At 67.7% G+C, this 20,115-nt stretch carries 23 protein-coding genes and 1 tRNA gene; 11 read left to right on the top strand and 13 right to left on the bottom strand.

Annotated features, from left to right (window positions below; translation table 11 throughout):
* Nucleotides 1-30: 30 nt before the first annotated feature.
* From rpoS to surE, 4 genes are all read right to left on the bottom strand, one after another.
* The gene (gene rpoS, locus ASC91_RS09080; protein WP_082532550.1) at nucleotides 31-1,041 is read right to left on the bottom strand and encodes an RNA polymerase sigma factor RpoS; all 1,011 of its coding nucleotides are present in this window, start codon (nucleotides 1,039-1,041) and stop codon (nucleotides 31-33) included.
* A 45-nt stretch (nucleotides 1,042-1,086) separates the two neighbouring features.
* Nucleotides 1,087-1,959 (bottom strand): peptidoglycan DD-metalloendopeptidase family protein, encoded by an 873-nt coding sequence (locus tag ASC91_RS09075; protein ID WP_056195425.1) that lies wholly within the window; start codon nucleotides 1,957-1,959, stop codon nucleotides 1,087-1,089.
* A 63-nt stretch (nucleotides 1,960-2,022) separates the two neighbouring features.
* Complete coding sequence (locus tag ASC91_RS09070) at nucleotides 2,023-2,826, bottom strand: protein-L-isoaspartate(D-aspartate) O-methyltransferase (RefSeq protein WP_056195420.1); 804 nt, start codon at nucleotides 2,824-2,826, stop codon at nucleotides 2,023-2,025.
* Entirely contained in the window at nucleotides 2,827-3,570 is a 744-nt protein-coding gene (gene surE / locus ASC91_RS09065) for a 5'/3'-nucleotidase SurE (RefSeq protein ID WP_056195417.1), read from the bottom strand.
* A 90-nt stretch (nucleotides 3,571-3,660) separates the two neighbouring features.
* Here surE and ASC91_RS09060 point away from each other — a divergent pair, with 90 nt between their 5' ends.
* Both ASC91_RS09060 and ASC91_RS09055 read left to right on the top strand, forming a co-directional pair.
* Nucleotides 3,661-4,638, top strand: coding sequence for an NADPH:quinone oxidoreductase family protein (locus tag ASC91_RS09060; RefSeq protein WP_056195415.1), 978 nt, complete (start codon nucleotides 3,661-3,663; stop codon nucleotides 4,636-4,638).
* A gap of 104 nt (nucleotides 4,639-4,742) precedes the next feature.
* Complete coding sequence (locus ASC91_RS09055) at nucleotides 4,743-5,486, top strand: response regulator transcription factor (RefSeq protein WP_056195409.1); 744 nt, start codon at nucleotides 4,743-4,745, stop codon at nucleotides 5,484-5,486.
* On the opposite strand, the gene ASC91_RS09050 is transcribed toward ASC91_RS09055, so the two are convergent.
* Nucleotides 5,466-6,164, bottom strand: a complete 699-nt coding sequence (locus ASC91_RS09050) for a glutamine amidotransferase (RefSeq protein ID WP_056197162.1) — start codon at nucleotides 6,162-6,164, stop codon at nucleotides 5,466-5,468. The genes ASC91_RS09055 and ASC91_RS09050 overlap by 21 nt on opposite strands.
* A gap of 22 nt (nucleotides 6,165-6,186) precedes the next feature.
* On the bottom strand, nucleotides 6,187-6,735 hold the full coding sequence (locus ASC91_RS09045; RefSeq protein WP_056195406.1) for a carboxymuconolactone decarboxylase family protein: 549 nt from the start codon (nucleotides 6,733-6,735) through the stop codon (nucleotides 6,187-6,189).
* 99 nt (nucleotides 6,736-6,834) lie between these two features.
* Between ASC91_RS09045 and ASC91_RS09040 the strand changes: the two genes are divergently transcribed.
* From ASC91_RS09040 to ASC91_RS09015, 6 genes are all read left to right on the top strand, one after another.
* Nucleotides 6,835-7,689: an AraC family transcriptional regulator gene (locus ASC91_RS09040; RefSeq protein WP_056195405.1), complete on the top strand. Its 855-nt coding sequence runs from the start codon at nucleotides 6,835-6,837 to the stop codon at nucleotides 7,687-7,689.
* A gap of 13 nt (nucleotides 7,690-7,702) precedes the next feature.
* Nucleotides 7,703-8,041, top strand: coding sequence for a hypothetical protein (locus ASC91_RS09035; RefSeq protein ID WP_056195402.1), 339 nt, complete (start codon nucleotides 7,703-7,705; stop codon nucleotides 8,039-8,041).
* An 84-nt stretch (nucleotides 8,042-8,125) separates the two neighbouring features.
* Nucleotides 8,126-9,496, top strand: a complete 1,371-nt coding sequence (locus tag ASC91_RS09030) for a TolC family protein (protein ID WP_056195399.1) — start codon at nucleotides 8,126-8,128, stop codon at nucleotides 9,494-9,496.
* Between the two features lie 14 nt (nucleotides 9,497-9,510).
* Complete coding sequence (locus tag ASC91_RS09025) at nucleotides 9,511-10,869, top strand: multicopper oxidase family protein (protein WP_056195396.1); 1,359 nt, start codon at nucleotides 9,511-9,513, stop codon at nucleotides 10,867-10,869.
* Nucleotides 10,870-10,959: 90 nt separating this feature from the next.
* A complete protein-coding gene (locus ASC91_RS09020) occupies nucleotides 10,960-12,096 on the top strand; it encodes an epoxide hydrolase family protein (protein WP_056195393.1) in 1,137 nt (378 codons plus the stop codon).
* A 16-nt stretch (nucleotides 12,097-12,112) separates the two neighbouring features.
* Nucleotides 12,113-12,850, top strand: coding sequence for a helix-turn-helix domain-containing protein (locus ASC91_RS09015; protein WP_056195391.1), 738 nt, complete (start codon nucleotides 12,113-12,115; stop codon nucleotides 12,848-12,850).
* Between the two features lie 52 nt (nucleotides 12,851-12,902).
* On the opposite strand, the gene ASC91_RS09010 is transcribed toward ASC91_RS09015, so the two are convergent.
* From ASC91_RS09010 to ASC91_RS08995, 4 genes are all read right to left on the bottom strand, one after another.
* A tRNA-Ser gene (locus ASC91_RS09010) sits at nucleotides 12,903-12,990 on the bottom strand.
* 47 nt (nucleotides 12,991-13,037) lie between these two features.
* Nucleotides 13,038-14,333, bottom strand: coding sequence for a serine--tRNA ligase (serS, locus tag ASC91_RS09005; RefSeq protein WP_056195388.1), 1,296 nt, complete (start codon nucleotides 14,331-14,333; stop codon nucleotides 13,038-13,040).
* A gap of 73 nt (nucleotides 14,334-14,406) precedes the next feature.
* Nucleotides 14,407-15,384: a 4-hydroxy-3-methylbut-2-enyl diphosphate reductase gene (ispH, locus tag ASC91_RS09000; RefSeq protein ID WP_056195385.1), complete on the bottom strand. Its 978-nt coding sequence runs from the start codon at nucleotides 15,382-15,384 to the stop codon at nucleotides 14,407-14,409.
* A complete protein-coding gene (locus ASC91_RS08995; RefSeq protein ID WP_056195383.1) occupies nucleotides 15,384-15,827 on the bottom strand; it encodes a peptidylprolyl isomerase in 444 nt (147 codons plus the stop codon). The genes ispH and ASC91_RS08995 overlap by 1 nt, the downstream gene beginning before the upstream one ends.
* A gap of 50 nt (nucleotides 15,828-15,877) precedes the next feature.
* Between ASC91_RS08995 and radC the strand changes: the two genes are divergently transcribed.
* From radC to ASC91_RS08980, 3 genes are all read left to right on the top strand, one after another.
* Nucleotides 15,878-16,552, top strand: a complete 675-nt coding sequence (gene radC, locus ASC91_RS08990) for a DNA repair protein RadC (protein ID WP_056195380.1) — start codon at nucleotides 15,878-15,880, stop codon at nucleotides 16,550-16,552.
* The gene (locus ASC91_RS08985) at nucleotides 16,549-17,196 is read left to right on the top strand and encodes a Smr/MutS family protein (protein WP_056195378.1); all 648 of its coding nucleotides are present in this window, start codon (nucleotides 16,549-16,551) and stop codon (nucleotides 17,194-17,196) included. The genes radC and ASC91_RS08985 overlap by 4 nt, the downstream gene beginning before the upstream one ends.
* Nucleotides 17,197-17,348: 152 nt before the next feature.
* Entirely contained in the window at nucleotides 17,349-17,999 is a 651-nt protein-coding gene (locus ASC91_RS08980; protein ID WP_056195376.1) for a hypothetical protein, read from the top strand.
* Here ASC91_RS08980 and ASC91_RS08975 read toward each other — a convergent pair.
* The 3 genes from ASC91_RS08975 to ASC91_RS08965 are packed head-to-tail and all read right to left on the bottom strand — an operon-like array spanning nucleotide 17,996 to nucleotide 19,933.
* A complete protein-coding gene (locus tag ASC91_RS08975; RefSeq protein WP_157281372.1) occupies nucleotides 17,996-18,385 on the bottom strand; it encodes a group II truncated hemoglobin in 390 nt (129 codons plus the stop codon). The two genes, ASC91_RS08980 and ASC91_RS08975, sit on opposite strands and share 4 nt — an antisense overlap.
* Nucleotides 18,378-19,199 (bottom strand): MinD/ParA family protein, encoded by an 822-nt coding sequence (locus ASC91_RS08970; protein WP_056195368.1) that lies wholly within the window; start codon nucleotides 19,197-19,199, stop codon nucleotides 18,378-18,380. The genes ASC91_RS08975 and ASC91_RS08970 overlap by 8 nt, the downstream gene beginning before the upstream one ends.
* Entirely contained in the window at nucleotides 19,196-19,933 is a 738-nt protein-coding gene (locus tag ASC91_RS08965; RefSeq protein WP_056195365.1) for a GGDEF domain-containing protein, read from the bottom strand. Before ASC91_RS08965 ends, ASC91_RS08970 begins: the two co-directional genes overlap by 4 nt.
* Nucleotides 19,934-20,115 lie beyond the last annotated feature (182 nt).

Raw genomic sequence — 20,115 nt, 5'->3', positions numbered from 1 at the left:
CCCGGATTATCCGAGGTGCCGTCGAGGGCTCTAGAAGATCGAGTCCCGATCCACGCCGTGGCGCATCATGTTGCGCTTGAGCTTGGCCAGCGCCTCGATCTGGATCTGGCGGATGCGCTCGCGCGTCAGCTTGAGGCGGATGGCCAGCACGTCCAGCGTCTCCGGTTCGCGGTCCGACAGGCCGTAGCGGCCCGACAGCACCTCGCGCTCACGGTCGTTGAGGCTCGCCAGCCCGTGCTGCAGCAGCTCCTCGACCTCGTGCGACAGGCGCAGGCCCATCGGGTCGATGGCCTGGTCGTCGGCCACGAGATCCAGCATGGACTCGCCGCCCTCGCCGTTGCGGTCCACCGGCGAATCCAGCGAACTCGGCAGCTCAGCATAGGCCAACAGCTCGGCCACCTCGTCGACCGGCCGGCCCAGCGCTTGAGCCACATCCTCGGCACGCACGCGGCCCTCGGAGCCGTTGGCACTCTGCAGTGCTTCCAGTGCGCGGCGCGCCTTCAGCACCTGATTGAGCTCGCGCACGATGTGCACTGGCAGCCGCACCAAGCGGGCCTGGTGCATCAGCGCACGCTCGATGCTCTGGCGTATCCACCAGCTCGAGTAGGTGGAGAAACGGAACCCGCGCTCGGGCTCGAATTTGCCGATGGCGTGCATCAGGCCGAGATTGCCCTCCTCGATGAGATCGCTCATCGGCAGGCCACGGCCCAGGTAGTTCTTGGCGATGCTGACGACCAGGCGCAGGTTGTGCTCGATCATGGCCTGGCGCGCATCGAAATCACCCGCGCGCGCCGCAACGGCCGTGTCGAATTCCTGCTGAGGCGTCAGCAGCGGCGTGCGGCGGATGTCGCGCAGATAGGCCTGCAGCGCGTTGCCGAGCTCGACCTCGTCGCCGCCATTGCGCAGCGCCCGGCCGTCTTCTTCGCTGACGTCTGAAACCGGCTCGGCATCACCGCTGCCCCCGTTCAGCGCCGACAAGATGACAGCCGGCTCGCTGCCATTGCCACCATGTCCGTTGAGCTTGGGCGCAGCGCGTTTCATGACGTGATCGCTGGCCCGATGCATGACTGTTGGCTGGCCGGCTTCTCAGCGCGGCGGCAGCAGCTTGGCCGGATCGACAGGCTTGCCGAGCTTGCGCACTTCAAAGTGCAACTTGACGGTATCGCTCTCGGTGGAACCCATCTCGGCAATCCTCTGACCCTTGCGTACGGTTTGGTCCTGCTCGACCAGCATGGCCCGGTTGTGGGCATACGCTGTCAGGTAGGTGCTGTTGTGCTTGATGATGACCAAGTTGCCGTAGCCGCGCAACCCCGAACCAGCGTAAACAACGCGTCCATCGGCGACAGCCAGCACCGGGTCACCCGGCTTGCCTGCAAAGTCCAGACCCTTGTTGCGCTGCTCGTCGAAGCCGGCGCTGATGGATTGGGCGACCGGCCAACCCCAGGCCATGCTGTCGTCTTCCGATGCGGCCGGTGTGGACGTATTGGTGGACGAAGCCGTCGGCGCACTTGCGGCAGCGACCGGCGGCTTGGCGTCAAGCGGCCGCGACTCGACCTTGGCCGTGCTGGCGATGGGCTTGGCTGTCACGGCGCTGGGGTCGACACCTGGGGGCACGACGCGCAGCACCTGCCCCACCTCGATGCGGTTGGGGTTCTCCAGGCTGTTCCATTTGGCCACGTCACGCCAGCTCTGGCCATTGTCCAGCGCGATGCGGATCAGCGCGTCACCCGGCTTGACGGTGTAGTAACCGGCTTTGCCGGCGTTCTCAGCACCCGGCAGCGGCGGCTTGGCATCGGGCGCGGAAGCCGCCGACGCGGCGGGCGCCGGCACCACCGCGGCCGTGGCGGGCTGCGGGTTGCGGTCCTCGACCGGTGCGGCACGATGCAACGACGTGCCGCAGGCGCTGAGCAGCAGCGAGGTGGTGATGGCAGTGAATAAAAGGCGCAGGCTTGAGGGCATCGTGTGGCTAGAGCACGTTGGAAGGCCGACCCGATTGTGTGGCGCGGTGCGCCGACGGCCCCGTCAGAGGACGCCGGATTTTAAGGGGACGAACAGCACGGCTTCATGCTCGTTGCGCACCCAGCGGCTGACGCCCGCCTCGACGACATGGTCGAGCACCACCAGCACCTGGCCGCGGCCGCCGGCCGCCGTCGGGGCGATGAGACGCCCGCCAGGGGCGAGTTGCTCGGTCCAGGCGGCGGGAATGTCCTCGCCGCCCGCCGCAGCGATGATGCAGTCGAAAGGCCCGCTGGCTGCGTGGCCCAGGCGGCCATCGCCCCAGATGAGGCGCGGCACGCGCGGCAGCCCCACACGCTGCAGATTGAGCTTGGCCTTGTCGTGCAGGCCCTGCAGGCGCTCGATGGAGGTGAGCTGTCGCGCCAGCAGCGCGATGACGGCTGCTTGGTAGCCGCAACCCGTGCCGATTTCCAGCACACGGCCCAGCGACCCGCGCTGACGCGCACCAGCGCCGGCCATCAGCAGGCCCAGCATGTGGGCGACCACCGAGGGCTTGGAAATGGTCTGGCCGTGGCCGATGGGCAGGGCCGTATCTTCATAGGCCTGGGCAGCCAAGGCGCTGTCGACGAATTCATGGCGCGGCACGGTGGCCATCGCGGCGAGCACATGCTCGTCGAACTTCCCCTCGGCGCGCAGCCGGTCCACCATGCGCTGGCGCACGGCGCCGCTGTCCAGCCCGGTGCCGCTGGGGCGCGCCAGCCGGGCCGCGTCCCGCGTGGCCTGATGCAGATGGCGCTGCGGCATCAGCAGCTCACGCTGCGGTGACGTGGCCGACTTCAGGCTGGCCGGGAAGCGCTTGGGTGTAGACATTCAGAGACCGAGGCGCTGCGCCCAGGCACCGAGAGACGAATGTTCGGTCAGGTCCACCTGCAGCGGCGTGATCGACACCTGGCCGTTGGCGGTGGCGTGGAAGTCCGTGCCCTCGCCGGCGTCCCGGGCGTCCCCGGCCGGGCCGATCCAGTAGATGGTCTCGCCGCGCGGGTTGATCTGCTCGATGATGCCTTCGCTGGCATGGCGCCGGCCCAGGCGCGTGATCTTGCGCGGCAGGGTGTCGGCATCGGCCCGGTTGGGGATGTTGACGTTGAGCAGGAAGCCCTGGCTTAAGCCCCCGGCAATGACCTGCTCGACGACGCTGCGCGCCACGCGGGCCGCGGCCTCCAGTTCAACCCAGCCCTTCTCGGCCTGCGAGAAGGCGATGGACGGGATGCCGAACAGATAGCCCTCGGTGGCGGCGGCGACGGTGCCGGAATACAGCGTGTCGTCGCCCATGTTGGCGCCGTTGTTGATGCCCGAGAGCACCAGGTCGGGCCGATAGCCCAGCAGGCCGGTCAGGGCGAGATGGACACCGTCGGATGGCGTGCCGCTGACATAACGGAACCCGTTGGCGGCGCGGTGGACATTCAGCGGCCGGTTCAGCGTCAGCGAGTTGGAGGTGCCGCTGGCGTTCTGCTCAGGGGCGATGACTTCGATCTCGCCCAGGCCTTCGCAGGCTTTTACCAGGGCCGCGAGGCCCGGTGCGAGGTAACCGTCGTCGTTGGAAATCAGGATGCGCATGGGGCCAATTGTAGGGAGAGCGTCACCTGCGAGACCGGGTGTAACCCAGCGGATTTCTATCATCATCGCTTCACCAAAGAGGAGACGACGATGAAGGCATGGCTCTGCGAGAACCCGGTGGGCGTCGAGGCGCTGCAATGGCGCGAAATGCCGGCCCCGGCCATGCCCGCTGGGCACCTGCGCGTGGCTATCCGCGCCGCCAGCCTGAATTTTCCTGACCTGCTCATCGTGCAGAACAAGTACCAGATGAAGCCGCCCCTGCCCTTTGTGCCAGGCACGGAGTTCTCGGGCGTGGTCACCGAGGTGGGCGAAGGCGTCAAGGGCTTTGCCGTGGGCCAGCGCGTCGCGGCCTTTGGCGGCCTGGGTGGCTTTGCCACCGAGGTCTGCATCCCGGCCGTGCTGGCCATGCCGCTGCCCGAAGCTTTCAGTTTCGAGGACGCCGCGGCCTTCATCTGTACCTATGCCACGAGCCACCACGCGCTGGTGGACCGCGCAGCTCTGAAGCCCGGCGAGACCGTGCTCATCCTGGGCGCGGCGGGTGGCGTCGGCACGGCCGCCATCCAGATCGCCAAGGCCGCCGGGGCGCGGGTCATCGCCGCGGCGGGCAGCGATGCCAAATGCCTGGCCTGCAAGGCCCTTGGCGCCGACGCGACCATCAACTACGCGACGCAGAACCTGCGTGATGAATTGAAGGCCCTGACCGAAGGCAAGGGGCCCGACGTCATCTACGACCCCGTTGGCGGCGACCTGGCCGAAGCGGCCTTCCGCTCCATCGCCTGGCGCGGCCGCTACCTCGTCATCGGTTTTGCGCAGGGCCAGATTCCGGCGCTGCCGCTGAACCTGGCGCTGCTCAAGGGCGCGTCCCTGGTCGGCGTGTTCTGGGGCGAATTCGCCAAACGCGAGCCCGGGCATAACGCCACGATGCTGGGAGAGTTGGCGGCCTGGTATGCCGCGGGCAAGATCAAGCCGGTGCTGGACCGGGTGCTGCCGATGGAGGAGTTGCCTGCCGCCTTCGCGCGCATGGCGGCCCGCGAGGTGGTCGGCAAGTTAGTTCTTACCAATTCGTGAAGCCTGAACCGGGGGCTTGGACTAGGGCGATCCACCGGAGCTTCTAGGGGGCGGTGCGCTACATTCTCGACGGTCGAATCGACAGCCGCTGCCCGCCACGCGCCATGACCGTCAAAGTTCTCATCATCGAAGACAACCCCGTTGCCCGCAGTTTCCTGTGCCGCGTGGTGCGAGAGAGCTTCAGCGACGCGATGGAGCTCACCGAAGTCGGTGACCTTGAGAACGCCCGCCGCCAGGTTGCCAAGCTTTCAGGTGGCAACCCGGAGATCAGCTTCAAGCTCATCCTCGTCGACCTGGAACTGCCCGACGGCAACGGCATGGAGTTCCTGACCGAGTTGGCGGGATCTCCGGCTATCAAGATCGTCACGACGCTGTATTCGGACGACGACCACCTCTTTCCGGCCTTGCAGTGCGGTGCCGACGGCTATCTGCTGAAGGAAGACCGCTTCGAGGTGCTGGTGGAGGAGCTGCAGCGCATCGTGCGCGGCCAGCCGCCGCTGTCACCCGCCATCGCGCGCCGCCTGCTGTCTCACTTCCGCCCCGGCTCCAGTGACAGCGGCACCATGCCGCTGAACTCGGGCTTCGGCTCACTGTCGTCCTCGCACGCGGGCTTTTCCAACAGCCGCAGCGTCGCCCTGGACCCGCCGCCCGAATGGGAACGCCTGACGCCGCGCGAGAGCGAAGTGCTGACCTATCTGAGCAAGGGCTTCACGATCAAGGAGATCGCGAACCTGATGGGCATCAAGTGGTTCACCGTCAACGACCACATCAAGAGCATCTACAAGAAGCTCAACGTGTCCAGCCGTGCGGAAGCGGCGGTGCTGGCGTCAAAGCAGGGCCTGGTCTAACCAGCGGTCCATCAGCCGCTTCAGGGCGGCTCGCAATCCTTCAGATTCGCGCGACATCGCGGCGCGAAGTTCATTCGGCGTGATGCCGGCCTGCGCCAGTTCGTCGATATGGCCGATCAGCCATTGCTCGAAGCGCTCGGGCGCGACCTCGGGGTGGAACTGCAGGCCCAGGGCCCGGTTGTGCGGCGCGAACGCCTGGTGAGGGCAGACGGTCGTCGCCGCCAGTGACACCATCCCGGCCGGCAACTCGAACTGATCGCCGTGCCAGTGCAACATGGGTTGATCGCCCAGCTCGACCAACGCCGTGCCCTGCCCCGCCGCCGTCATGGTCAGCGGCGCAAAGCCGATCTCCTTGACGCCCATGGGCTTCACGCGCGCGCCCAGGGCTCGGGCCATCAGCTGCGCGCCCAGGCAGATGCCGAGCAGCGGCAGGCGTGAGTCCAGTCGTTGGCGGATCAGCCCGACCTCGTCGACCAGCCAGGGGAAACGTTCCTCGTCTTCCACGCTGATCGGCCCGCCAAGCACGACGAGCAGATCGATTGCATCAAGATCAACGGCAGCGAAGTCGTCGACGCCGGCCTCGTGATAGCGGACATCGAAACCGCGTGAAAGCAGCACGGGCTCGATGAGACCGAGGTCCTCGAAGGCGAGATGGCGCAGGGCCAGGGCGGTTTTCATCTGCGCCATCATCGCCTCTCGATCAGACAGCCGAGCGCAGCTTCACGCTCGGGAAATCCACCGGCACCGCAAACGCGACGTTCACGTAGTTGGTGAACAGGTTCAGCGCCACGTGAGCCAGGATCTCGACGATCTGGCCGTCGCCAAACCCCGCCGCGCGCACGGCTGCCACATCGGCATCACCCACCTGGCCGCGCTGCTCGACGAGTTGGAGCGCGAAGCGCAGCGCCACCGCCGTCGCCGGGTCGGCCGACTCACCAGCCTGGGCCGCGTTCATCTCGGCAGGCGTCGCGCCGGCCTTGCGGCCCAGGGCGGTATGCGCGGCCAGGCAGTACTCGCAGGCATTGCGGTCGGCCACGGCGACAGCGATCTGCTCACCAAGCTTGGCCGGGATGGCCCCGCCACCAAGAGCGCCAAAGAAGGACCACATGGCCTGCAGCGCCGCAGGCGAATTCGCCGCCGCGCGGAACATGTTCGGCGTCGCGCCAAAGGCGCCGTGGATCGCGTCCAGCGTCGCGCGGGCTGCGGCGGGGGTGTCGGTGGCAGAGACAAGGGGAACGCGGGAGGTCATGGTGTCGCCTTTCGATGGCAGTGGATGAAGGCCTCCACTGTCGTTGCCAGGCAGGAGCGATAGGTATCATTTCATCCAACAATTCAACCCATTCGTACCGTGACTGATAGCCCGCCACTGGACCGCCTGAGCCCGCTGTTCGAGCGCTTTCGCGTGCGCGCCAGCCTTTTCCACGCCGGGCCGCTGTGCGGCGTGACCCACTTCGATGCCCGGCCCGACCGCGGTTTCCTGCATGTGATGCGCAATGGCGAGATGGAGGTGAGGCATGCCCGTGCGACCGGCCTCATCGAACGCCTGTGGGTGCGCGAACCCAGCCTGGTCTTCTACCCGCGCCCGCTGGCGCACGACTTCCACAACGCGCCGACCGAGGGCTCGGACTTCGTCTGCGCAACCCTGGACTTCGAGGCCGGCCACCCGCTCGTGCAGGCGCTGCCGCCGCTGGTGGTGCTGCCGCTGGCGCAGGTGGACGGCATTGACGCCACGCTCTCCCTGCTGTTCGGCGAAGCCGAGCGCGTGCGCTGTGGCCAGCGCTTGCTGGCAGACCGGTTGTTCGAGGTGCTGCTGCTGCAACTGCTGCGCTGGATGCTGGACCAGCGCGACGCGGCCCTGCCCTTGGGCCTGATGCGCGGCCTGGCGGACGCGCGCCTGGCCCGGGCGCTAACGGCCCTGCATGCCCGGCCGGGCGAGGCCTGGAGCCTGGCAGCCATGGCGACCGAGGCTGGCATGTCGCGCAGCCGCTTTGCCGAGGCGTTTCGCGACGCCCTGGGCCAGACGCCCGCCGGCTATCTCGCCGACTGGCGCCTGGCCATCGTCCGCGCCGAACTGCGCGCCGGCAAGTCCTTGAAGACGCTGGCGGCCGAGCTGGGCTATGCGAATGCCTCGGCCCTGAGCCGGCTGTTCGCGCAGCGGCATGCGGGCATGTCGCCGCGGGCCTGGCTTCAGCAGCACGGGTAGTAAAGTGCCGCAGATGCATCGCGTCGGTCGCTTCGTCCTGCTCTGCCTGCTGCTCGTGCTGCTGCCCCTGCGCAGCCTGCTCGCGGCCGGCCAACTGGGCTGTGAGCCGGTACCGGTGCCTATGCAAGAGCAACACGCCGGCCATGACCACCAGAGCATGCATGGCGATCCCCACAACCACGCGGCCAAGCCCTGCAAGCTCTGCGCGCCCTGTTGCCTGGCCGCCGCGCCGCCACCCGTGCTGACGCTGGACACGCCGCCTGCCGCACCGGCCCTGCGCGTGGCTCAGGCACCGGCCGAGCGTTGGGCTGGCGTCGTACCTCCATTGCCCGACCCGCCTCCCAGGGGCTGAGCTTCTCTTCGCCGCTGTTACTGCCGCTGTTCCCGCCGCTGCAAAACGCGGCGGGCGTCTTCGCACCGCCCCGAGAGGCCCTGCATGCATCCCCTTCCCTTCGCCCGCACCTGCGGGCTCGCGCTACTGACCGCGCTGACTGGCTGCACCACCGCGCCCCCCGACAGCATCGCCCCCGTCTCCAGGCTGACCGAGCCACACACCGCCCAGCCACTGTCGGCCACCCTGCCCTCTGCTGACCAGATTGCCGAGCGACTGCGAGAACCGCTGACGGCGGATGCCGCCGTGCAGCTCGCGCTGCAGAACAATCGCGGTTTGCAGGCCCGGCTGGCGCGCCTTGGTGTCACTGCTGCCGACGTCGATGCGGCCGGCCGTCTGCTCAACCCAGGCTTTCGCTTCAGCCGCCTGACGCGTGGCAGCGAGGTGGAGCTGGAGCGCGGCTGGCATATCGACCTTGCGCGTCTGCTGACCCTGCCGCTGGTGCGCGCCGCCGAGCAGCGCCGCCTGCAGGCTGAGCAGCAGCAGGCCGCCGCCGACACGCTGGCCCTGGCCGCCGACACGCGCCGCGCCTGGGTACGCGCCGTCGCGGCCGAGGAGGCCCTGGCCTACCGCCGCCAGGTGCGGGAAGCCGCCGAGGCCGGCGCGGAACTCGCACGCCGCATGCAGGTCGCCGGCAACTTCAATGCTTTGGCGCGGGCCCGCGAACAAGGCTTCGAGGCCGACGCCCGACTCGCCTTGGCACGCACCGAGGCCCAGCGGCTCGCCGCACGCGAACGCCTCGTGCGCCTGCTGAGCCTGGAGGACGGCAGCGCACTGCGCCTGCCGGAGCGCCTGCCCGACCTACCAACCACGCCGCGAGAGCAAGCCGGCATCGAAGCGCAAGCCCTGGCCCAGCGCCTGGACGTGCAGGCGGCGCGGCTGACTCTGGAGCAATCCGCGCGCCAGCTTGACCTTGCTCGAATGACGCGCTGGGTGTCGATGCTGGAGCTGGGCACGGTACGCAACTCGTCCAACGAACAGCCTACCCAACGCGGCTGGGAGGTGGCGCTGGAGCTGCCGCTCTTCGGCCCCGGCCCCCAACCGAAGGCCGAGGCGCTGGCCCGCGAAGCCGCACATGTGGCCGCGGATACAGCCATCCAGGCCCGCTCCGAAGCCCGCGAGGCGTACGGCCTCTACCGCAGCGCTTTCGATGTCGCCCGCCAGCACCGGGACGAACTGCTGCCGCTGGCCCAGCGCGTCTCCAGCGAACAGCTGCTGCGCTACAACGCCATGCTGATCGGCGTCTTCGAGCTGCTGGCCGATGCCCGCGCCCAGGTCGCCGCCGTCAGCGCCACGCAGGAGGCGCTGCGCGATTTCTGGGTCGCCCAGGCCGACCTCGACCAGGCCCTTGTCGGTCGTGTCGCGCCAGCGCTGCCCCAGGCCGCTGCCGCCGCCCCCACCGCGGCAACCCACTGAATCCCGAGGATCCCATGCTCAATCGACGCTCCCTGCTCGCTGGCACCTCGCTGGCCGCGGTGTCCACCGTGGCGCTCGCGGCCCTGCCAGAACCCGTCATCCAGACCTCGCCCGACACGCAAGCGCCGCTGGTTCCACGCAATGGCCGCCCCTACAACCCCGTCGTCACGCTGAACGGCTGGACGGCGCCATGGCGCATGAACGCCGGCGTCAAGGAATTCCATCTCGTCGCCGAACCCGTCGTGCGCGAGATGGCGCCGGGCTTCACCGCACGCCTGTGGGGCTACAACGGCCAGAGCCCCGGCCCGACCATCGAGGTCGTCGAGGGCGACCGCGTGCGCATCTACGTGACCAACCGCCTGCCCGAGGCCACCAGCATGCACTGGCACGGCCAGCGCCTGCCCAACGGCATGGACGGTGTCACGGGCCTCACGCAGCCTCCCATCCCACCCGGCAAGACCTGGGTCTACGAGTTCATCGCCCGCCGCCCCGGCACCTTCATGTACCACCCGCATGCCGACGAGATGGTGCAGATGGCCATGGGCATGATGGGCCTGTGGATCACGCATCCCAAGGCGAAGCACCCGCAGATCGACGACGTGGACCGCGACTACGCCTTCCTGCTCAATGCCTATGACATCGAGCCCGGCAGCGCCACGCCCAAGGTCATGACCATGCTGGACTTCAACCTGTGGAGCTGGAACAGCCGCATCTTTCCGGGTATCGCGCCGCTGGTAGCGCGCCAGGGCGACCGCGTGCGCATCCGCATCGGCAACTTGACGATGACCAACCATCCCATGCACATCCATGGCCATGAGTTCGAGGTCACCGGCACCGACGGCGGCCCGGTGCCACGCACGGCGCGCTGGCCCGAAGTGACAACCGACATCGCGGTCGGCCAGATGCGCCAGATCGAGTTCATCGCCGACGAGGAAGGCGACTGGGCCTTCCACTGCCACAAGGCTCACCACACGATGAACGCGATGGGACATGACGTGCCAACCATGCTGGGTGTGGATGCGAGCGACCTGGAGGCCAAGATCCGCAAGCTGGTGCCGGGCTATATGGCCATGGGCCACAGCGGCATGCACGAGATGACGGAGATGAGCATGCCGGGGCCGGAGAACACCGCGCCCATGATGGCCGGGGACGGGCCTTTCGGATCGATAGCGATGGGTGGCATGTTCAGCGTGCTCAAGGTCAGGCGCGGACTGAAGCGGGGCGACTACAGCGACCCGGGCTGGTTCCCGCACCCCGCCGGCACGCTGGCGCGCGAAGTGGGTGACGCGCCGCCAGCGGCCACGGCGCCCGGTGCGGCTCCCCAGGATGCCCAGGTGCAGGTGCGCAAGCCCGGAGGGCACCACCAACATTGACGGCGGGCCGCATTGGCGGGTTTTTACAAGCTCTCGGCGGGGCAGATCGAGACACTGACTCCATCGATCCACCCCACCCAGGAGCCTGTCATGAGCACCACCATCCGCCCCTTCCGCATCGACATCCCGCAAGCCCAGATCGACGACCTGAAGCAGCGCCTGCGCCAGACCCGCTGGCCCCAGACCACCGTGCAGGATTGGAGCCGCGGCCAGGCCACCGGTTTCATTCGCGAACTGGCGGAGCAATGGGTGGATGGCTACGACTGGCGCCCGCATGAAGCCGAGCTGAACCGCCATCCGCAGTTCCTGACCGAGATCGACGGCCAGACCATCCACTTCCTGCACGTGCGCTCGCCCGAGCCGCATGCGCTGCCACTGATCCTCACGCACGGCTGGCCCAGCACGGTGGCCGAGTTCCTCGATGTGATCGGCCCCTTGAGCAACCCGCGCGCCCATGGGCTGGACCCGGCGATGGCCTTTCACCTCGTCATCCCGTCTCTGCCCGGCTTTGCCTTCTCGTCGCCGCTGGCCGGCCCAGGCTGGGAGGCCACGCACACTGCCGCCGCCTGGGACACGCTGATGAAGCGCCTGGGCTACGAGCGCTATGGCGCCCAGGGGGGCGACGGCGGCGCGCTCGTCGGCCGCGAGCTGGGCATCCTGAATCCGCGGGGCCTGATCGGCGTCCACCTGCAGCAGATCTTCGCCTTCCCGAGCGGCGCGCCGGGCGAGATGGAGAAGCTGTCCCCGTTCGAGAGGGCCGGGTTCGCCAACCTCGAGCGCTTCCAGAAGTACAACGGCTATGCCGAGATCCAGTCCAAGCGGCCGGCCACGCTGGGCTTCGGCCTGGTGGATTCGCCGGTGGCGCAGCTGGCCTGGAATGCCGAACTCTTCTTCGGCTTCGAGGGCGAGGCCGCCCAGACCATGGACCGCGAGCGCTTCCTGACCCATGTCTCGCTGTACTGGTTCACCGCCACCGGCGGTCAGGCGGCAGAGTTCTATTTCGAGACCGCCCAGACCGGCGCCGGCTACCGTGAACTGCCCAACCCGGTGCCCACGGCCGTGGCCTCCTTCCCGAACGACTTCCGCTCGGTGCGTGCCTTTGCCGAGCGCTCGCACAGCAACATCATGCAGTGGACCGAAATGCCGCATGGCGGGCATTTCGCGGCGACGGACGCGCCCGAGCTGCTGGTGCGGGACATACGCCGCTTCTTCGCCCAGTTGCAGTAAGTCGTCGCTACCATGCGTGCATGCCTTCTCCTCGCATGCACGTGGCGTGACGGGCCACAACCCAGGCATCCAGCGTGAAACGCGCGCGGCCGATTCGCCATCGGCCGCGCGTTTCATCACGCACATCGACCGGGTGAGCTACACGGCAGCGACGCAGGATCTGGTACGGCCGGATGGCAGCTGGGACCTCGTCTTCCGGCAGACCCGGAGCGGCCTGATGGTGCTGCAGACCGGCCAGACCGACCGCGTCGTGAAACTGGGCAGCGAGGCCGGCGACAGCTATCTCAGCATCGCTTTCCGACCCGAGATCTACATGCCCGCCCGACCAGGCCAGCGCATGATGAACCAGGGCCATGTGCATGGGTTCGCGGGGCGGCGTGACTTCCTGATCGGCGACGAGCGCCTGGAACTGCCCAGCTTCGAGAACGCCGAGCAGCTCGTCATGCAACTTGCGCGGCGCGGCCTCATCGAGGTGGACCTGCTGGTGCAGCGCGCTGCTGCCGGCGGCTGGGAGCGCGTGGACGACCGCAGCCTGCAGCGCCACAGCAGCCATGTGACCGGCATGAGCCCGAAGAAGCTGCAGCAGATCCTGCGGGCAGACGCCGCCGCAGGCCTGCTGCAACAAGGTCAGCGCCCCGCCGATGTGGCGGCCGAACTGGGCTACACCGACCAGGCCCATCTCACGCATTCGCTGCGCAGGATTCTGGGGCTCACACCGGGGCAGTTGCAGCCACGCGCACCCAACCTGCCCTGATTGACGCCCCGCACAAAGCAAAAAGGCCAGTCCTGGTGGACTGGCCTTGTGCTGGAGGAGAGGGGGGGATTCGAACCCCCGAGACGTTACCGTCCGCCTGATTTCGAGTCAGGTACATTCAACCACTCTGCCACCTCTCCGAATCTGGTGCGAGCTGAGCCCAGCATTATAGCCAGGCTTTTTGAGCTCAACCTCGCAACGTGTCAGCGCCGCCCAGATAGGGCCGCAGCGCCTCAGGCACAGTGATGCTGCCATCCGCGTTCTGGTAATTCTCGAGAACCGCAACCAACGTCCGGCCGACCGCCAGGCCTGAGCCATTCAACGTGTGTACGAACTCGTTCTTGCCCTGCGCGTTCTTGAAGCGCGCCTGCATGCGGCGGGCCTGGAAGGCGCCCATGTTCGAGCAGGAGCTGATCTCGCGGAAGGTGTTCTGCGCCGGCAGCCAGACCTCGAGGTCATAGGTCTTGGTCGAGCCAAAGCCCATGTCGCCGCTGCACAGCAGCACCGTGCGGTAGGGCAGACCGAGCTTTTGCAGCACAGCTTCGGCGTGGCCCGTCATCTCTTCCAGCGCGGCCATGCTGTTCTCGGGCAGCTCGATGCGCACCATCTCGACCTTGTCGAACTGGTGCTGGCGGATCAGGCCACGCGTGTCGCGGCCGGCGGAGCCTGCTTCCGAGCGGAAGCAGGGGCTGTGGGCCGTCAGCTTGACGGGCAGGTCTTCAGGCTTGAGCACGCTCTCGCGCACGGTGTTGGTCAGTGAGATCTCCGAGGTCGAGATCAGGTACTGCTCGACCTGTTCCTCATCGCCGCCACGCAGCACCCAGAACATGTCTTCCTTGAACTTGGGCAACTGGCCCGTGCCCTCCAGGATCTCGCGGTTGACGATGTAAGGCGTGTAGCACTCGGTGTAGCCGTGCTCGGTCGTCTGCACGTCGAGCATGAACTGGGCAAGCGCGCGGTGCAGGCGAGCGGCCGGGCCCTTCAGGAAGGCGAAGCGCGAGCCGGAGAGCTTGGCGCCCATCTCGAAATCCAGGCCCAGCGGCGCGCCCAGGTCGACGTGGTCCTTGACCTCGAAGTCGAATGTGCGGGGCGTACCCCAGCGGCGCACTTCGACATTGCCGGCTTCGTCCACGCCCGCAGGTACGCTGGCGTCGGGCAGATTGGGCACGCCCATCAGCATCTGGTTCAGCTCGACCTGGATGGCGTCCAGGCGTTCGGCGCCGGCTTTCAGCTCGTCGGCAATGCTGCCGACTTCTGCCATCAGCGCAGATGCATCTTCGCCCTTGCCCTTGGCCATGCCGATCTGCTTGGACAGCGCATTGCGGCGGGCCTGCAGTTCCTCGGTGCGCACCTGCACCGAGCGGCGCTCGCCTTCGAGCGACTTGAAGCGCTCCACGTCGAGGAAGGTCTGGGGGGTCTTGCGCGCGTTCAGGCGCTCGATGACAGCATCGAGGTCCTTGCGCAGCTGGGTGATGTCGAGCATGGGAATACCTTCAGGATTCGAATAGACAAGCGGCGCCAATGTGAGGCGCCGCCGGAAGCTGGAAGCACCGGCGTCAAGATCGCGAGGAACTGACCTCGGCCATGGACTTGTCGCCCAGCCCCATCGGCAACGGGAAGCGAACATGCTCCTCCACGCCCGGCAGGCTACGCACCGTGGTGGCGCCCAGCGCGCGCAGGCGGTCGATGACGGCCTGCACCAGCACATCGGGCGCCGAGGCGCCGGCCGTCAGACCCACACGGGCCCGGCCCTCCAGCCACTCGGCCTTCAGGTCTTCGGCGGAGTCGACCATATAGCCCGGCGTGCCCAGGCGTTCGGCCAGTTCGCGCAGACGGTTGCTGTTGGAACTGGTGGGGCTGCCAACAACGATGACGACGTCCACCTGGGGCGCAAGCACCTTGACGGCGTCCTGGCGGTTCTGCGTGGCGTAGCAGATGTCCTGCTGCTTGGGTTCGCGCACCTGGGGGAAGACGCGCTTCACCTCGGCCAGGATCTCCGCCGCGTCGTCCACGCTCAACGTGGTCTGCGTGACGACGGCGAGCTTGCCCTGATCACGCACCTGCACCTTGGCCACATCCTCGACCTCTTCGACAAGGAAGATGCCTTCAGACAGCTGGCCCATCGTGCCCTCGACCTCGGGATGACCCTTGTGGCCGATCATGATGAATTCATAGCCTTCGCGGTGCAGCTTGGCCACCTCGACGTGGACCTTGGTCACCAGCGGGCAGGTCGCGTCGAACACCTGGAAGCCCCGTGCGGCGGCCTCGCGGCGCACCTCCTGGCTGACGCCATGGGCGCTGAACACCAGCGTCGCGCCGGGCGGCACCTCGGCCAGGTCCTCGATGAAGATGGCGCCGCGCGACTTCAGGTCGTTGACGACGTAGGTGTTGTGGACGATCTCGTGGCGCACGTAGATCGGCGAGCCGAACTTCAACAGCGCGCGCTCGACGATCTCGATGGCGCGGTCCACGCCGGCGCAAAAGCCGCGCGGTTCGGCCAGCACCACTTCCTGGGGATGCAAAACAGCGTTCATCAAAGCACCCCGATCACTTGGACTTCAAAGCTGACCGGCTGGCCAGCAAGCGGGTGGTTGAAGTCGAACAGCAGGGCTTCGTCGCCAAGTTCGCGAACGACGCCGGCATAGCCGCCCTGCCCGTCCGGGCCGGGGAATTGCACGACGTCACCGACGTTGTAGACCTCGTCCGGGTCGCCCAGCTGCCGCAGCAGTGACAGCTTCACGCGCTGCAACAGCTCGGGGTTGCGCTCGCCGAACGCTTCGCCGGGCTTCAGCTCGAAGCGCTCATGCGCGCCCTCGGGCAGGCCGATGAGGCGCGCCTCGATGGCGGGCGACAGCTGGCCGGCACCGAGCGACAGCGTGGCGGGCTTGTCGTCAAAGGTGTTGACGATGTCGGCGCCGTCCGGGCCCGAGAGCCGGTAATGCAAGGTCAGGAAGGACCCGGCCTGGATGGGGTTCATGCGAGAAGGGAAAAGAAAAGGGAACGCTTGGCTAGACTGCGGCCGATTTTATGTCGTTGACCCATCTGCCCCCTGAAGCCCGCCCGCGCGAGAAATTGCTTGCCCGCGGCCCGCAGGCGTTGGCGGATGCCGAACTGCTCGCCCTGCTGCTGCGCACCGGCATCCAGGGCCTGCCCGTGCTGCAACTGGCACAGAGCCTGCTGGATCGATTTGGCGGCTGGGCGGGGCTGCTGGCGGCCAGCGTGCAGGACCTCGGCAAAATCAAGGGCCTGGGCCCCGCAAAGCGTGCCGAGATCGCCGCCGTGCTGGAGATTGCGCGGCGCTCGCTGAACCAGCAGCTGACCGAGAAGCCAGCGCTGAACGACGTGGACACGGTCAAGACTTATCTGCGCCTGCATCTGGGCGCGCTGGGCCACGAAGTCTTCGCAGTGCTGTTCCTCGACGCGCAGTTGCGCCTGATTGCAATGGAGACGCTCTTCCAGGGCTCGCTGACCCACACGACCGTGCATCCGCGCGAGGTCGTCAAACGTGCTCTCGCCCTGGGCGCCGGCGCTGCCATCCTCGCCCACAACCACCCCAGCGGCGTGGCCGAGCCCTCGCGCGCCGATGAACTGCTGACCAAGCATCTCAGCCAGGCGCTGGCCCTGGTGGATGTGCGTGTTGTCGACCATTTCGTCGTCGGTGCGGGCGAGGTCGTGTCATTTGCGGAGCGGGGGCTGCTGTGACCGTCAAGACGATGCGCAGCCTGGCCGACCTGAAACCGCTGGCCCGCGAGTTGGCCGCGGCAAGGCTGGCAGCCGAGCTCGAACGGGAGCGTGTCGCCGCGGCCGTGCGCCTGGCGGAGCAGGAAAGGCGGGTCTTCGAGCTGACCGTCGGCCCGGTGACACCGCTGCGCAGCATGGACCGCTTCATCCACGACCTCGAGCAACCGCCACCCGAGCCGCGCCAGCGCGAAGCGGACGAGCGCGCGGTGCTGCTGCAGGCCCTGTCCGACGAGATCGACGTCGACACGCTGCTGGACACCGACGAGACATTGAGCTTTCGCCGCGAAGGCATCAGCCTCGAGGCGGTGCGCAAACTGCGCCGCGGCCACTGGGCGCTGCAGGCCCAGCTCGACCTGCACGGGCTGCGCCGTGATGCGGCCCGCGAGGCCTTGGGGCTGTTCATCCACGACAGCGCGCGGCGCGGCCTGCGCTGCGTGCGCGTCGTGCATGGCAAGGGGCATGGCTCACCGGGCCGCGAGCCCGTTCTCAAGGGCCGCGTGCGGCGCTGGCTGGTGCAGAAGAACGAGGTGCTGGCCTTCGTGCAGGCGCGCGCCAGTGACGGCGGGGCGGGGGCGCTGATCGTGCTGCTCAGCGGAACGGCCTGACGCGCCGCTGACGGTGAATAACACCGGGCTGTCACGTCGCGCGGCCGACACGAGGTGCAACGCCATTGACCGACGCCGTTAGCCCGGAGTAGTCTGGGCTCAAGCCGCCATCAGCGCGACATCCGGTTTCCCAGCCCCAACGAGGAGAGCCCATGTCCCTTACCTTTTCCGATCGTGCGCCCCAGCCCAAGAGCTATCTGGGCATCGGTCTGGTTGTCGCCCTGCATCTGGCCGGGATCTACGCGCTGAGCGCCGGGCTGATCAAGTCTCCGCCCAGGGTCAAGGAAGCCACCATCCTGTTGCCACCCATCCCGGACAAGCAGCCCGAAAGGGAACCTGTGCGAGAGATCAAGAAGGCCGAACAGCCCACGCTGATCAATGTTCCCAAGCCGGACGTGTTGCCTCCACCCACATGGACAGAGGAGACACCGCATGTCGTTGTCGTCGAACAGCGGACCGGAGAACCCACGGTTTCGGCGGGCGGCTCGACAGGCACCGGCACGCCGCCAGTAACGCCCCCTGTGGTGAAACAGGACGCGGGGCTCAGAGCGGCCGGCGCCGTCTGCTCGGTCATGCCGCGCCCCGAAGTCCCCGCCGTCAACTGGAGCGGTGAAGCCGTGCTGCAAGTGGTTGCCACGGTGCGCGGCGGCCGCGTGGTCGGCAGCGATTTCCGCGTGATGCAAGGCGCCCTGGACGGCAAGACCAAGCGCTCGCTGCAACGCTCGGTGGAATCCGCCCTCTCCGGCTACCAGTGCCAGGGCGATGCGACCTTCCAGCAGGATTTCGCTTTCAGGCTGGATTAAACGTTTCTCATCCAGTCGGCCGTGCCCGCAAAGGACTCGGCCAGCCGGGCCTGCAGGGCCGGGTCCACTCCGGTCTCCTGCATGGCCTGGCCCATGCAGGCCAGCCACTCATCACGCTCGGCAATGCCGATGCGAAACGGCATGTGCCGCGCCTTCAGCCGCGGGTGGCCGAAGCGGCTGATGTAGTGGTCCGGACCGCCGAGCCACCCGCACAAAAACCAGAACAGCTTGTCGCGCGCGCTGTCCAGCGAATCGCCATGCGCCGCGCGCAGCCGCGCGTAGGCCGGCTCCAGGTCCATCAGGTCGTAGAAGCGGTCCACGAGCCCGCGCACCCGCGCCTCGCCGCCTGCCCATTCGAAGGCAGTGGTGGGAGTCGATTCAGCCAAGGAGTTTGGAGGCGAGCGCCTTGATGGCCTGGGCCGCGTCGCAGCCGGGATAGTGCTCCAGCATCAGCTGGCGCTTGAGCACAGCCTGCTTGACGGCCACGTCGGCCTTGACCTCGCCGTAGAGCTCAAGCCGGAAGCTCTGACCCGGCGTCGGGCCGACGAAGCGCTGCAGCACCTGCTGCAACTGGCCACAAATCAGCTTGCCCTCGCCGACACGGTTGGCCTGGTTGACGAGCAGGCCCACGTGGCGGCGGTCTTGCTGGGTGGCCAGCACCTTGATGGTGGCGTAGGCATCGGTCAGCGACGTGGGCTCGGGCGTGGCCACGACGAGGACGTCGGTGGCCAGCGAGATCGCGAACAGCACGACGTCGGAGATGCCCGCGCCGGTGTCCAGCAGCACCCAGTCGAAGCGCGGCTTGACCAGGTCGATGATGTGCAGCAGCTTGTCGCGCACTTCGGGAGTCAGGCGCGAATACTCGACCATGCCCGAGCCGGCCAGCAACACGGAGAAGCCGCCCGGCGCGGGCAGGATGGCCTGCTCCAGCGTGGCCTTTTCGGTGAAGACGTCGTGCAGCGTCAGTTTGGGGTGCAGGTTCAGCACCACGTCGAGGTTGGCCAGGCCGAGGTCGGCGTCCAGCACCAGCACCTTCTGGCCGCGCGCGGCCAGGGCTGCAGCGAGATTGGCGGTGACGAAGGTCTTGCCGACGCCGCCCTTGCCGCTGGTGACGGCGAGGGTGCGCGCACCGCCGCGCGCCGGGCGCGGCGGCTGAGCAGGAGATGCGGCGGGAGCAGCAGGATCAGAGGTCGTGCTCATGCGGTGTCCTGTTGCGTTTCGAGATTCAGGGAGGCGAACAACATGCCCTTTTCTTCGGCGCTGACCAGGGAGTCGATCTGAGGTTCGAGGCAGGCGCGGTTGCGGCCCTCGGCCTTGGCGCGGTAGAGCTGGCGGTCGGCCCGCTCCGTCCAAAGCAACGGTGATGAGCGCACCCACTGTGGCGCGAAGGCGCCGCCCAGGCTGACGGTGACGCTGAGCATCTGGCCCGGGCCGACCTCGATGGCGAGCTCGGACACGCGCTCGCGCACGCGCTCAGCCACGGCCAAGCCCACATGCGAGGCGCAGTTGGGCAGGATGATGGCGAACTCCTCGCCGCCCACGCGGGCGACGAGATCCATGGGCCTCACGGTCTGCTCGACGGCGCAGGCCACGGCACGGATGACCTGGTCGCCGGCGCCATGGCCGTGGGTGTCGTTGACAGCCTTGAAGTGGTCGATGTCCAGCATCAGCAGCAGGGCCCCCTCACCCGAGCGCGCGACGCGGTCGACCTCGCGGGCCAGCGCCATCTCGAAGCTGCGGCGGTTGACGAGACCGGTCAGCGCATCCCGGCTGGAGAGGTCGCACAGCGCATCCAGCACGGCCTGCAACCAGGCAGCACTCATCGGCGCCTCGTCTGGAAGCAATGCGCCGGCCTGCTGCAGCAATTGCAGGGCCTGATCCAGAACGAGCGCTTCGGCGTCGATCAGGTGGGTGGCGGGCAGGCGTTGTTCCAAAGGGTTGTGGCTGTGGGGGCGGATGGGTGGATTGTGGTTTCGGGGCAGTCTAGCAGCGGCGTCTGCGCGCCCAGGTCGTGAAACAGGCACGTTCCTGGAGGCTGTTTGCACTATGCTGGACCGGCCCAGGGGCCTTAAAAAGGCCCTGCGGTGCAGAATCGGCGCGCCACGCCAGAACTGCT

Origin of the sequence: Pelomonas sp. Root1237, from assembly GCF_001425055.1 — a bacterium.
Lineage (GTDB): Bacteria > Pseudomonadota > Gammaproteobacteria > Burkholderiales > Burkholderiaceae_C > Pelomonas.
Note: the sequence above shows the minus strand (reverse complement) of the source record. Positions and strands in the feature narration are given on the sequence as shown.